Source organism: Cupriavidus sp. GW823-FHT07B10, assembly GCF_058794355.1.
In genome coordinates, this window is sequence record NZ_JBXAGS010000001.1 from 995,857 (window position 1) to 1,009,091 (window position 13,235).

The window sequence follows — 13,235 nt, forward strand, 5'->3', positions numbered from 1 at the left end:
AGTTCAGGTCGCCAAACCCGGTCTTCTTTGTCTCGAAGACAACTGCAGTATATCCAATTGGCCGCGGTTTACAAGTACTTGCAAGCGTTGACCAATAGCGCTGTCTGAGCGCTAGTCCGCTGCCTTGTAGTTCAGTGGGTCAGCGAGCCACTGATGCACGTCGCTGTTCTTCCAGACCGTGCATCGAGCGCCCAGACGGACCGGTGCAGGCGCCCGTCCGTCGCGCGTCAACTGCCGCCACTTCTCGCGGCTGACCGGCAGGAAGGGCTGAAGCTGCTTGAAACGGGAGTAGCCGTCGCGTGGCAAGGTCTGGGGCTGAATGCCTTCAAGTGCCGGCACCTGCTGGCGGTCTGGTGCCGCTTCTTGGGTTTGACGGCCAGGCGCAGCGGCGGCAGCGCGCCGCGTTGGCCTTTGCTTCGTGGTGAGGATGGGGCCAGAGGAGGTGTAGATCGTGTTCAGCTTCGGCATTCACGGTCGAGAATCGTGGAGGGCCGCGTCTAGTAGCGCGGGCGGTGCGGGTAGCGAGGACTGGTCTCTCACAACCTGGCGGCGATTCTAGACAGGGCTCCTGGCGCTCGATGCAAGTGGCTTCGCCTATTTCTTCAGGTGCGTGACAGCGATTTCACAAAGCGTTGTTTTCCTGCTGCGCCGAAAATATAGGCGATGCTGTCTATTGCAATTCGCTGTGCAGAATGGCCGTCAAACCCAAGCTGGTGGCGGGTTTTGCAATACCTCTATTTCCGTCTATTGTCTGGCGCCTGGGCTAGTCATGTTCGATGAAGGCCGCAGGCGGATCTCCATCGCTGGCGAAGTAATAGAGGGCGCCATCGAGTTCTCGATTGGCAAAGCGCCAGCAGAAACGATGATTGCGCTCCTGCCCCAAGAAGTCTCGGTAGCGGATGCAACCATAGAACCACAGCCATTGTGTTCCCTCGGTCGTTGCCAGCAGCTCTTCCGCGGTCAGGTCTATCCCGTAGTGTTCGTCAACGTACAGGTCGTCTTCCGGTTTGAGGATTGATGCGTGATTCAGCCTGGTTGCCTTCAGGTATTGAGGTATTTCTGGTAGTGCTGATGCGACTTGCCAGCCAGCGGCGAAGTGCACGGGGAAGGCCGGTGTTCTTCCGTGGTTGGTGATCCTGAAGCCGCCGACGCCAGAATGCGCAGTCGGCGGCCCATCGTTCACATAGCCGCCATAGGGGCCATCTCCAACTGGCTCGTTGGTCGCAAGAAGCTCTGGCGGTTGCACTGCCAGAACAGGGATTTCCATGCCAATAGCCGCGCGAGCGTTTAGTTCGGCAGCCTTCGCGGCGGCCATGGCTGCACCCGCCGATTCCGCTGTGTCCTTCATTGATGCTCGCATGAGCCGCAACTGCCAGAAGAACAGGAATAACTGAAGCGTGCCGATGGTGGCTGAGCAACCGGTAAAAATCATTGTCCACCGGCTGTCAAAGGCTTGCTGTTCTTCGCGCCCCTTGCGGCCGCCATCCGATATCGGTGCGATCGGGTTGGTGGCTGCCGGTGCCTGTTGTCCTTGTGGGCTTGTCGCGACGGTGGTGGCGGCTTCGTTGTCGCTCGTTGGGGGTTCCGCTGCGCTGGCGGCAATTGAGGCTGCCGCGGCCAAAGTCCAGATCAGTCGCTTCATCTTTTCGTTCTATGCGTGTAAAGCGCTTGTTGTTGATTCTCGATGTTGGTCTAGCCCGCGCGCTTCAGTGGCACGACGTTCGCGCCGCTCTTCTGGTCGATGTAGTCCCCCCACCACTGCATAAGCAGATGGCGCTCTTCCAGTCGCTCGGAGTGGTCGTAGGCGCGGCTGACTTTGTTGCCGATCGCATGGCTGAGCTGCAGCTCGATTGCCCGGTGATCAAACCCGCTGCGCTCGTTCAGGATGGTGGACGCCAGGCCGCGGAACCCATGGCCAGTCTGCTTGCCTTCGAAGCCCAGGCTCTTCAGCGCCTTGTTGATGGTCTCCGCTGAGATGGGCACCTTCCCAGGATCTTTGGTGCCGGGGAAGAGGAGGGCATAGCGGCCTGTCAGTTCGCGCAGTTCCTGAAGGATGGCGATGGCCTGCTTGCTGAGCGGCACAACGTGCGTCTCATCTGCTGCCTTCTGCTCGAGGGTTCCTTTCATCCTGGTCGCGGGGACATGCCATTCCTGCGCCTCCCAGTCGATTTCGTCCCATCTGCCCCATCGGAACTCGTTGGTGCGAAGGAACGTCAGGATCATCAGCTTGATGGCCAAGCGTGTTTCCGGCGCTCCCTTGTAGCCGCTGACCAACTCCAAGAGGTGAGGGAGTTCGGCTTCTGTGACGCGCGGATAGTTCTTCGTTGGGGGCTTCGGAGACAGATGCTCGCGCAGACCTACGCTGGGGTCGCGGTCGGCCGCCCCGATTGCACTGGCGCGCCGGCAAATACCCCCGCAGGCCTCCAGTGCCTTGAGGGCGATGTGGTGCGCCCCTCGTTGCTCGATCTTCCGCAGCACGGCCAGGATGAGGGGGCCGCTGATCTCTGAGAACGGCCGTTTCCCGATCTGTGGGTAGATGTCATTCTTGAGGATGGCTGTCACGCGCTTGTCATGGCTGGCGCTCCAGCCTTTGCGCTTGGTGCTGAGCCAGTCCTCGGCGACGGCTTCGAAGGTGTTCAGGGCAGCGACTTTGGCTTTCTCCCGCTCCATGTCGCGGTGCAGGGCCGGATCGATTCCGCTGGCAAGCAGCTTCTTGGCTTCCGCCCGCTTATCTCGGGCTTCAGCCAGGCTGACGCCGCGGGAGTTCGGGAGGTAATCGCCGAAGGACAGCAGGTTCTCCTGCTTTGTGCCAGGGCGCTTGTACTTCATGCGCCATTTCTTGGCGCCAGAAGGGAGGAGTTCCAGATATAGGCCGCCACCATCACGCAGGCGGTTGCTGTTCTCCTCGTCGTATTTTGTTTGCCTGCAGTCCGCATCGGTCAGGGGGAGGATTCGCTTCGGCATTTCGGGCCATCAGAAGTCCATACCCCCAAAAATATACCCCATACCCCCAACCGTACCCCAAAAAAGTGTGGTTATCGTTAGGTGACGATGGGCAACCGTGGGCAACAAAAAACCCGCAGAGCTATACGCTGTGCGGGTTATTGGGCAATGCTGGTCAAACTTGGGAATGCTTTTGGTGCCGAAGAGAGGAATCGAACCCCCGACCTTCTCATTACGAATGAGCTGCTCTACCGACTGAGCTACTTCGGCAACATGTTCCGGTGAACTGGAACAGCCCGCAATAGTAGCAGCGTTTTTCCGCCTTGTGAACCCCTTTTGTGTCGCCCGTGCCATCCGGCCGGGGCCAAAAGAAAACGGGGCGCCACCTGGGCGCCCCGTCCTGTTGCCGCTCGGCCGGAATCAGGCCTTGTCTTCGGCTTCCAGGTGGTAGCGGGTGACGCGTTCCACTTCGTTCTTGGAGCCCAGGATCACGGAGACGCGCTGGTGCAGTTTTTCGGGCTGCACGTCCATGATGCGCTGGTGGCCGTTGGTGGCGGCGCCGCCGGCCTGTTCAACCAGCATGGCCATCGGGTTGGCTTCGTACATCAGGCGCAGCTTGCCCGGTTTTTCCGGCTCGCGCTTGTCCCACGGGTACATGAAGACGCCGCCGCGGGTCAGGATGCGGTGCACGTCGGCGACCATCGAGGCGACCCAGCGCATGTTGAAGTTCTTGCCGCGCGGGCCTTCTTCGCCGGCCAGGCATTCGTCGATATAGCGGCGCACGGGCGGGGCCCAGTGGCGCATGTTCGACATGTTGATGGCGAATTCCTTGGTGTCGTCCGGGATCGTCACATTGGAGTGTGTCAGCACGAAGCTGCCTGCCTCGCGGTCGAGCGTGAACATGTGCACGCCGTTGCCGACGGTCAGCACCAGGGTGGTCTGCGGGCCGTAGACAGCGTAGCCGGCGGCGACCTGGTGGGTGCCGGGCTGCATGAAGTCGGCCTCGGTCACGGTCTGGCCCGGCTTGGGCATGTGCAGCACCGAGAAGATGGTGCCGATCGAGACGTTGACGTCAATGTTCGACGAGCCGTCCAGCGGGTCGAACATCAGCAGGTATTCGCCCTTCGGGTAGCGGTTGGGAATCTCGTAGAACGATTCCATTTCTTCCGACGCCATCGCGGCGAGGTGGCCGCCCCATTCGTTGGCGTCGAGCAGCACTTCATTGGCGATCACGTCCAGCTTCTGCTGGGTTTCGCCCTGGACATTGCCGGTGCCGGCCGAGCCCAGCACGCCGGCGAGGGCGCCCTTGCTGACAGCGTTGGAAATGGCCTTGCAGGCGCGCGCGACCACTTCGATCAGCAGCCGCAGTTCGGGCTGGATCGTGTTGTGCTTGCGCTGCTCCTCGACCAGGTAGCGGGTGAGGCTGATGCGAGTCATGGTTGGTTCTCCTTGGATGGCCGCAATTCTACATGCCCGGCCGCGCTTGGCCGGGCAAAGGGGGCGTTGGCGGGCCTCCTTGTGTCGTTCCCGCCGCTCAGGCGGCCAGCGCCTTGCCCACGATCTCGCGCACGTCGCGCGACAGCGTGCTGCTGGCGGCGACGCGTTCCAGTTCGGCGCGCATGCGGTCGCGCAGCGCCAGTTCGTACTTCTGCCAGCGGTCCATCACCCGCGCCAGGCGCGCCGCCACTTGCGGGTTGATGGCGTCGAGCGCCAGCACCTGGTCGGCCCAGAAGCGGTAGCCTGAGCCGTCCTGGGCGTGGAACTGGGCCGGGTTGCCGGAGCAGAAGCTGAAGATCAGCGAACGCGCGCGGTTGGGGTTGCGCAGGTTGAAGGCGGGGTGCTCCATCAGCGCGAGCACGGTGTCGATGGTGCGCTTGCCGGCGTGCGGGCCGACTTCACCGCGCTGCATGCCTTGCAGCGAGAACCATTTGTCGATCACCAGCGGGTCGTCCTCGAAGCGCTCGTAGAAGTCCGCCAGCGCGTGCTCGCGGCCGGGGGCGAAGCTGTTGACCAGCGCCGACAGCGCGGCGAAGCGGTCGGTCATGTTGTCGGCGTTCTGGTACTGCTGCTCGGCCAGCGCCTGCATTGCGGCATCGCCGCCGTCGGCCAGGTAGCCGAGCGCCAGGTTGCGCAGTGCGCGCCTGGCGGCGGAGGTGGCATCGGGCGAGTAGGCGCCCGGCGTGGCGTTGCCCTCGTAGGCGGCGAGCCAGTCGGCCTGCAGCGCGCGCGCCAGGCCTTCGCGCATGAACTGGCGGGCGCGGTGGATGGCGGCGGGATCGGCCACGCCCATGCGCTCGGCCAGGTAGGCCTCGGCGGGCAGCACCAGCGCCTGTTCGCGGAAGGCGGGGTTGAGCGTGTCGTCGGTGAGCACGGCGCGCATGGCCTGCACCAGCGCGGGATCGAGCTTGAGCTCGCGCCCGGCCTGGACCTCGGCCACCAGCTGCAGCAGCGCGCGCGTGGCCAGGCGCTGGCCGGCTTCCCAGCGGTTGAAGGCATCGCTGTCGTGCGACAGCTGGAAGGTCAGCTGCGCGTCGGTGTACTCGGCATCGACGATCACCGGCGCCGAGAAGTTGCGCAGCAGCGAGGGCAGCGGGGCACTGGCGCCGCGCGGCAGGTTGATGAAGCGGAAGCTCTGCTCGGCCTGCGTGAAGTCGAGCACGCGCGTGGTCGCCCCGGGCGTGCTTTCGCCTTCGAGCTGCAGCGGCAGGTCCTTGCCGTCTGCGCCAAGCAGTCCGAGCGCGAACGGGATATGGAAGGGCTGCTTCTCGAGCGTGCCGGCGCGGGTCTCGATGCCGACCTTGGGGCAGCGCTGCGACAGCGTCAGGGTCAGGCTGCCGTCGTCGCCGTTCCAGTCCGTGCGCGCCGTCACCACCGGGGTGCCGGCCTGGCTGTACCACAGGCCGAACTGCGTCAGGTCGCGGCCGTTGGCATCGGCCATGGCCGCGCGAAAGTCGTCGCAGGTGACAGCCTGGCCGTCATGGCGCTGGAAGTACAGGTCCATGCCCTTGCGGAAGCCCTCGCGGCCGAGCAGGGTCTGGTACATGCGCACGACTTCGGCGCCTTTCTCGTACACGGTGACCGTGTAGAAGTTGTTGATCTCTTCGTAGCTGTCGGGGCGCACCGGGTGCGCCATCGGGCCGGCGTCCTCGGGGAACTGCACCTGGCGCAGCACGCGCACGTCCTCGATGCGCTTGACCGCGCGGCCGGATTCCGAGCCCATCATGTCGGCCGAGAACTCCTGGTCGCGGAACACCGTCAGGCCTTCCTTGAGCGAAAGCTGGAACCAGTCGCGGCAGGTCACGCGGTTGCCGGTCCAGTTGTGGAAGTACTCGTGGCCGACCACCGCCTCGATATTGGCGAAGTCGGTGTCGGTGGCGGTCTGCGCGTTGGCCAGCACGTACTTGGTGTTGAAGATGTTCAGGCCCTTGTTCTCCATCGCGCCCATGTTGAAGTCGCCCACGGCGACGATCATGAAGCGGTCCAGGTCCAGTTCCAGCCCGAAGCGGCGCTCGTCCCAGCGGATCGAATGGATCAGCGAATCCATGGCGTGGCGGGTCTTGTCGAGGTCGCGCGCCTCGACCCAGACCTGCAGCAGCTTGTCCTTGCCGGAGGCGGACTGGATCCGTTCCTCGATGCATTCGAGCTTGCCCGCGACCAGCGCGAACAGGTAGGCCGGCTTGCGGAACGGGTCTTCCCATACGGCTTCATGGCGGCCGTCGGGCAGTTCGCGCTGGCCCACCAGGTTGCCGTTGGACAGCAGCACCGGATAGGCGGCGCGGTCGGCGCGCAGCGTGACGCGGTAGGTCGCCATCACGTCGGGGCGGTCCAGGAAGTAGGTGATGCGGCGGAAGCCCTCGGCTTCGCACTGGGTGAAGAAGTTGCCGTTGGACACATACAGGCCCGACAGCGTGGTATTGGCCGCGGGCTGGCAAGCGGTGGTGATCTCCAGCGTGCCCTGCGCCGGCAGGCCGGGGATGGTCAGCGTGCCGGCATCCTGGGTCGCGTCGGCGACCGGCTTGCCGTCCAGGCTGACGCCGATCAGTTCGAGTTCCTCGCCGGCCAGCACCAGCGGTGCGTCGGGCGCGCCGGCCTGGCGCGCGAAGCGCAGCGTGCTGGTGACCACGGTGCGCTGGGGATCGAGGTCCAGCACCAGTTCGGCGTGGTCGATGGCGAACGGCGGCGGGGTATAGTCTTTGCGATAGACGGTAACGGGCGTGTCGGTGCGCAGCATGGAAAGATCCTGTCTTCGGAAGACCGTTAGGAAAGGGGGCGGGCCATGCGCGCGGCAGCGAGCGAAGCATGGCGCTGAAGTCCTCATTGTAGCCAAGGGGTCGGGGCGCGGCCCGGCGCGGCACGGCATCGGCACGCTGCGGGGAATTCCGCGCCGGCGGCGTGGTCTCAGAGACACGTGGGTATTCAGAGGAAAGCGAGGTAGCACTATGTGGCAGCGCGCAGGCGGTGTCGGCAATGCAGGAGCGGCAGGCGCGTGGCCGGGGCCGCGCGGGTGGTGGGGGGCGATGGCGTTGCTGGCGGCGCTGCTGCTGTCGGGGTGCGCCAGCACCGTGGTGACCGATGTCACGGCGTTCCGCCAGCCCGGCTGGCAGAACGATGCGCCGCGCACCTACAGCTTCGAGCGCAGCGCCGAGCAGGCGGCGCAGCTGGACCGCCAGACCTATGAGCAGTGGCTGGCCACGGCGCTGGCGGGGATCGGCTTCGAGCAGGTGCCGGCGAAACAGGCGCGCTATCGCGTCAGCATGGATTTCGATGCCGCGCCCGGCATCGTGCGCGTGGCCGAGACCGTCTACCCGGACCCGTGGTACGGCCCGTGGGGCCCGTACTGGGGGCCTGGCTACTACCGCCCGTACGGGCCCTGGGGTCCGTGGGGCCCATGGGGCCCGGGCTACTGGCCGCCGCAGACCGTGGTGCGCGACATTTCGGTGACGTTCTCCAGCCTGCGGGTGTATTTCAGGGATGCGGCCAGCGGCAAGCGGGTCTACCAGGTCACCGCGCAGAACCAGACCGAGAACGGCAGCCTGCCTGCGGTCATGCCCTACCTGATCCGCAGCGCCTTTACCGACTTCCCGGCCGAGAGCGGCCGTCCGCGCCGGGTGACGCTCGAGGTCGAGAAGAACGCAAAGTAGGGCCGCCGGGGCCGGCCGCGCGGTCCCGGCCAGGCGATGCGTGCGGATGCATGCACGGGCATGCGTCTGCACCTGTATTGCATACGCAATGGTAAAAGCTGTTTAACTGGAATAATCCACCCAAAAAGCGGCCTGCAGGCGGGCTCTGGTGGTACTTTGCGCGGACACGTGGGCTAGAATGGTTGCTCGATTTTTCCGGCCTGTCTGCCGGGATCGCCAGTATCGCTGCCAGGCGTTGTCCTTCGCTGCCGGCCCGTATCCTGAGATTTCTCGATCGGGGCTGAGCCGGATCTTGGCGGGGAGAGGGGCGCTTCCGGTCCGGGCCATTTTCCGGACGAGCCAATGAGCAGCAAGAATAGCGGTGATGCACCGCAACATGCCCCGAACAGTCCTGAAGCGCAATTGCGCCTCGCCGCGCTGGAATACCACCGCAGCCCCACCAAGGGAAAGATCCAGGTAACCGCGACCAAGGCGCTGTCCAACCAGCGCGACCTGTCGCTGGCCTATTCGCCGGGCGTGGCCTATGCCTGCGAGGAAATCGCCAAGGATCCCGCCACCGCCGCCGAGTACACCTCGCGCGCCAACCTGGTGGCCGTGGTCACCAACGGCACCGCCGTGCTGGGCCTGGGCGATATCGGCCCGCTGGCCGGCAAGCCGGTGATGGAGGGCAAGGGCTGCCTGTTCAAGAAGTTCGCCGGCATCGATGTGTTCGACATCGAGCTCGACGCGCGCGACCCGGACAAGATCGTCGAGATCGTTGCCGCGCTCGAGCCCACGCTGGGCGGCGTGAACCTGGAAGACATCAAGGCGCCGGAGTGCTTCTACATCGAGCAGAAGCTGCGCGAGCGCATGAACATCCCCGTCTTCCACGACGACCAGCACGGCACCGCCATCATTTCCACCGCGGCGCTGCTCAATGGCCTGAAGGTGGTCGGCAAGGACGTGGCCAAGGTGAAGCTGGCCGTGTCCGGCGCCGGCGCGGCTGCCATTGCCTGCCTGGACACCATGGTCAGCCTCGGCGTGAAGCGCGAGAACATCTCGGTGGTGGACTCCAAGGGCGTGATCTATGTTGGCCGCGACGCCAACATGGAAGCCAACAAGGCGCGCTACGCGCAGGACACCTCGGCGCGCACGCTGGCTGACATCGTCAAGGACGCCGACGTCTTCCTGGGTTGCTCGACCGCCGGCGTGCTGACCGCCGAGATGGTCAAGACCATGGCCGACAAGCCCATCATCCTGGCGCTGGCCAACCCCGAGCCGGAAATCCGCCCGGAAGTGGCCAAGGCCGCGCGCCCGGACTGCATCATCGCCACTGGCCGTTCGGACTACCCGAACCAGGTCAACAACGTGCTGTGCTTCCCGTACATCTTCCGCGGCGCGCTGGATTGCGGCGCGACCAAGATCACGGAAGCGATGAAGCTGGCCTGCGTCAAGGCCATTGCCGAGCTGGCCGAGGCCGAACTCAACGACGCCGTTGCCGCCGCCTACGGCGGCCGCGAGCTGAAGTTCGGCCCGGACTACATCATCCCGACGCCGTTCGACCAGCGCCTGATCGAGAAGATCGCGCCGGCGGTGGCCAAGGCCGCGGAAGAATCCGGCGTGGCCACGCGCCCGATCAAGGATCTCGAGGCGTATCGCCAGCAGCTGTCCACCTATGTCTATCACACCGGCCTGATCATGAAGCCGGTATTCTCGGCCGCCAAGGCTGCGCCCAAGCGCGTTGCCTACGCCGAGGGCGAGGAAGAGCGCGTGCTGCGTGCCGTGCAGACCGTGGTCGACGAAGGGCTGGCCCGCCCCACCCTGATCGGCCGCCCGCACGTGATCCAGATGCGCATCGAGAAGGCCGGCCTGCGCCTCAAGGCCGGGGTGGACTTCGATCTGGTCAATCCGGAAGAAGACCCGCGCTATCGCGCCTACCACGAGGCCTACCACGCGCTGCGCGGCCGCGACGGCGTGACGCCGGACATGGCCAAGGTGGCACTGCGCCGCTCCAACACGCTGATCGGCGCCATGCTGATGCATATGGGCGATGCCGATGCGCTGCTGTGCGGCACGGTGGGCCGCTTCGAGGCACACCTCGAGCACGTGCGCGACGTGATCGGCCTGGCGCCGGGCGCCAAGGTGTTCGCCGCGATGAACGCGCTGATGCTGGAAAAGCATACGCTGTTCATCACCGACACCTTCGTCAACGACGATCCCACCGCCGATGAACTGGCCGCGATCACGCAACTGGCCGCTGAGGAAATCGCGCGTTTCGGCCTCGTTCCCAAGGTCGCGCTGATGTCGCACTCGATGTTCGGCTCCTCTACCCGTCCGTCGGCGCGCAAGATGCGCGAGGCCGCGGGGATCCTTGCCAAGGTGGCTCCGCACCTGGAAGTGGAAGGCGAGATGCAGGGCGACGCTGCCCTGGACGAAGACGTGCGCCGCCACTTCCTGCCGTCGACCAAGCTGGCCGGCAGCGCCAACCTGCTGGTGATGCCGACGCTGGACGCCGCCAATATCGCCTTCAACCTGCTCAAGATCACGGGCGGTCAGGGCGTCACGGTGGGCCCGATCCTGCTGGGCGCGGCCAAGCCGGTGCACATCCTGAACCCGCAAGCCACTACGCGCCGCATCGTCAACATGACGGCCGTGGCCGTGGCGGAGAGCAACGCGGTGCGCTGATGTCCCGACGGGCGTGAGCCAATGCAAAAAGCCGGGTCTGGTGACCCGGCTTTTTCTTTGATGCTGCCCCGCGGCAAGCGCGCACGGCGCGCTGCGGGATCGGTGGCTATTGCAGCACGTTGTACTGCTCGCGCATCACGACAATGATCGACTTGGCCGCGGCGAGCTGCGTGCCCAGGTTGTCGACGGATTCTTGCGGGAAATCGACCTCGGCGCTCCAGTTGCATCCGGTATGGTCAGGCTGGTGCATTCGCACCGCGTGCAGTTCGCATTCGCCGCACTCGGGGTTGTTGTCGAGGCACTGGTTCAGGATGGCCATCAGTTCGGAACGGGTCTTCGGGTATCGCCGCATGAATCACCTCTCTCAATGTCGTTTTTGAGGTCCGGATCACCAATCTAGGAAGCGTCAAAGAGCGCTTCCAATTGAATCCACCTATGAAATACCGGCTTCCGATCCATACTGCCCGACGGCATGGGATGGCGCGGCGCAGCATTCTGGCGGCTAATCTCGGCGCAGTGTGATGTCAACGCGGCAATGAAAAAGCCCGCCGGAAGGGCGGGCTCCAGGACTGCCGGTGAGGCGGTTACGTCATCAGAACTTGTGACGCATGCCCACGCCGAAGGTATCGCCGTGCTCGATGCCGGTGATCTTGTCGTAGTAGTAGGCGGCGTAGACGTCGGTGCGCTTGGACAGGTTGTAGTCGTAGGCGACGGCAAACGTGTTGCGCTTGAAGTCACCGATCGCGTTCTCGGTCTTGCCATAGGCGTAGGACGCCAGTACGCTGCCGGCACCGACCGGCACCGAGGCCCCGACCTGACCGTTGGTGTGCTTGATGTCGCCGCTGGCGGCCGTGCTGGCCTTGGTCTTGATGTACTGGCCCTGGGCGAACAGCTTGACCACCTTGAAGTCGTACGTGATGCCGCCCAGCACAGCGTCCTGGCGGCTCAGGCCTGCTACCGACAGGTCGTCCGGAACCGCGTTGAAGCGGACCTGCTGGAACGCGACGGTCGCGGCGAACGGCCCGTTGAAGTACATCAGGTTGCCGCCCCATTTGTTCTGGCCCGCGGCACCTGCCTTCTCGCCTGCCGAGTAGATCAGGTTCGCGCTCAGGCCGCCGAAGTTCGGGGTGGAGTACAGCACCGAGTTGCTCCAGCCCGAGTCGCCGATGATGCCCGGATCCACCACGCCGTTGCTGGCCGCACCGAAGTAGGTGTGGAAGATGGTCGGCGAGAACACGTACGAGTCGACCAGCGGGTTGAACAGGATGGTCGAGATGAAGTACGGGGTGGTGTTGCGGCCCAGCTTCAACGTACCCAGCTTGTCATTCTGCAGGCCGACGTACGCGTTGCGGCTGAACATCGAGTCGCCGGTGAAGCGGCCGCTGTTGCCGCTGTCCGTGCGGAAGAACCCGTTCAGGTCGAAGATGGCCTTGGTGCCGCCGCCCAGGTCTTCGGTGCCCTTGATGCCCCAGTAGGACGTCTGCATACCGCCCGAGTTGGCCACCCATGCGCGCTCGCCCGAACCCGGGCTCTTGACGCCGCCGATGAACATGTCAGCCTGGCCGTACAGCGTGACGCTGGACTGGGCCATGGCCGCACCGGAAAAAAGGGTAGCCGCTACTGCCGCCAGCTTTAGTGCCGGCTTGTACTGCTTCTGCATTGTTAGACCTCCGTGGTTTTTGATCCTGCTTGGAACGTTGTGTACTGGGTCCCTGTCGGGTTCTTCTAATGTCTTGGTGCTTTTATTCGTGCCGCCTGGCTTGGCTCGGTGAGGGGTGGTGCATGGGTGCCGGCGGCATCGGGTACAGCGTTTTTTGTTATACAGGTGACGCTTTTTTGCTCAGGCGGATACTAAGTCGTCAAGCCGGAACTGCGCAATGCGATGGATCTGGTTGATGCAAGTTTGCAACTCTTGCTGCGGCGTGTTTTCCAGTCGGCGCGCGAACTCCGCGATGATCCCGTGGCGGTCGTAGCCGCGCACGGCCAGGATGAACGGGAAGCCGAACTTCTGGTTGTAGGCCGCGTTGAGCGACTGCAGGCGGTCGAACTCCTCGGGCGTGCACAGGTTCAGGCCGGCGCCGCTTTGTTCGCGCGTGGATTCGGCGGTCAGCTCGCCGCGCACGGCGGCCTTGCCGGCCAGCTCCGGGTGGGCGCGCACCAGCTTGAGCTGGGCCGCCTCGCCCGCTTCATCGACCGCCTTGCGCAGTGCCTGCGCCAGCGCTGCGCCGTCGGCGAAGGGCCGCTGCGCGGCTGCGGTCTCGGCAAACCACGGCGAGTGTTCGTAGATGCCGCCCAGCACCTGCACGAACTCCGCGACAGGCATGGTGTTGAGTTGGGCGATGGTGCAGGTCTGGCTCATGCTTGGTTCCGGGGGGTGTAGGGGTGGGTATCGGCCCAGTGGCGGGCGATGTCGACACGGCGGCAGATCCACACCTTGTCGTGTCCCTGCACATAGTCGAGGAAGCGCTGCAGCGCGCGGAAGCGGCC

General features: G+C 64.7%; 10 protein-coding genes, 1 tRNA gene and 1 pseudogene. 2 read left to right on the plus strand and 10 right to left on the minus strand.

All coding sequences use genetic code 11. The annotated features are described in order from the left end of the window. Positions 1-111: 111 nt before the first annotated feature. The 6 genes from AC1Q6V_RS04755 to pepN form a co-directional block, all read right to left on the minus strand. Entirely contained in the window at positions 112-468 is a 357-nt protein-coding gene (locus AC1Q6V_RS04755) for a helix-turn-helix transcriptional regulator (RefSeq protein ID WP_454750976.1), read from the minus strand. 295 nt (positions 469-763) lie between these two features. After that, the gene (locus tag AC1Q6V_RS04760; protein ID WP_454750975.1) at positions 764-1,642 is read right to left on the minus strand and encodes a hypothetical protein; all 879 of its coding nucleotides are present in this window, start codon (positions 1,640-1,642) and stop codon (positions 764-766) included. 50 nt (positions 1,643-1,692) lie between these two features. Continuing rightward, entirely contained in the window at positions 1,693-2,964 is a 1,272-nt protein-coding gene (locus AC1Q6V_RS04765; RefSeq protein WP_454750974.1) for a tyrosine-type recombinase/integrase, read from the minus strand. Between the two features lie 173 nt (positions 2,965-3,137). Continuing rightward, positions 3,138-3,213: transfer RNA gene (locus AC1Q6V_RS04770), tRNA-Thr, on the minus strand. Positions 3,214-3,363: 150 nt separating this feature from the next. Continuing rightward, positions 3,364-4,380 (minus strand): class 1 fructose-bisphosphatase, encoded by a 1,017-nt coding sequence (locus AC1Q6V_RS04775; protein ID WP_011614834.1) that lies wholly within the window; start codon positions 4,378-4,380, stop codon positions 3,364-3,366. Between the two features lie 97 nt (positions 4,381-4,477). Further along, positions 4,478-7,174, minus strand: coding sequence for an aminopeptidase N (pepN, locus tag AC1Q6V_RS04780; RefSeq protein ID WP_454750973.1), 2,697 nt, complete (start codon positions 7,172-7,174; stop codon positions 4,478-4,480). 286 nt (positions 7,175-7,460) lie between these two features. Here pepN and AC1Q6V_RS04785 point away from each other — a divergent pair, with 286 nt between their 5' ends. Together AC1Q6V_RS04785 and AC1Q6V_RS04790 are read left to right on the plus strand one after the other, a co-directional pair. Beyond that, the gene (locus AC1Q6V_RS04785) at positions 7,461-8,084 is read left to right on the plus strand and encodes a DUF4136 domain-containing protein (protein WP_010809180.1); all 624 of its coding nucleotides are present in this window, start codon (positions 7,461-7,463) and stop codon (positions 8,082-8,084) included. 342 nt (positions 8,085-8,426) lie between these two features. Continuing rightward, positions 8,427-10,748: an NADP-dependent malic enzyme gene (locus AC1Q6V_RS04790; protein ID WP_010809179.1), complete on the plus strand. Its 2,322-nt coding sequence runs from the start codon at positions 8,427-8,429 to the stop codon at positions 10,746-10,748. A 106-nt stretch (positions 10,749-10,854) separates the two neighbouring features. Here the strand turns inward: AC1Q6V_RS04790 and AC1Q6V_RS04795 are convergent, their stop codons facing one another. From AC1Q6V_RS04795 to AC1Q6V_RS04810, 4 genes and pseudogenes are all read right to left on the minus strand, one after another. Beyond that, complete coding sequence (locus AC1Q6V_RS04795) at positions 10,855-11,100, minus strand: hypothetical protein (protein ID WP_010809178.1); 246 nt, start codon at positions 11,098-11,100, stop codon at positions 10,855-10,857. 240 nt (positions 11,101-11,340) lie between these two features. Then, positions 11,341-12,408 (minus strand): porin, encoded by a 1,068-nt coding sequence (locus AC1Q6V_RS04800; protein WP_011614837.1) that lies wholly within the window; start codon positions 12,406-12,408, stop codon positions 11,341-11,343. Between the two features lie 180 nt (positions 12,409-12,588). Next, positions 12,589-13,107 (minus strand): 2-oxo-4-hydroxy-4-carboxy-5-ureidoimidazoline decarboxylase, encoded by a 519-nt coding sequence (gene uraD / locus AC1Q6V_RS04805; protein ID WP_010809176.1) that lies wholly within the window; start codon positions 13,105-13,107, stop codon positions 12,589-12,591. Next, positions 13,104-13,235: pseudogene (locus tag AC1Q6V_RS04810) on the minus strand (allantoinase); the annotation flags it as partial. The gene uraD and the pseudogene AC1Q6V_RS04810, both read right to left, overlap by 4 nt.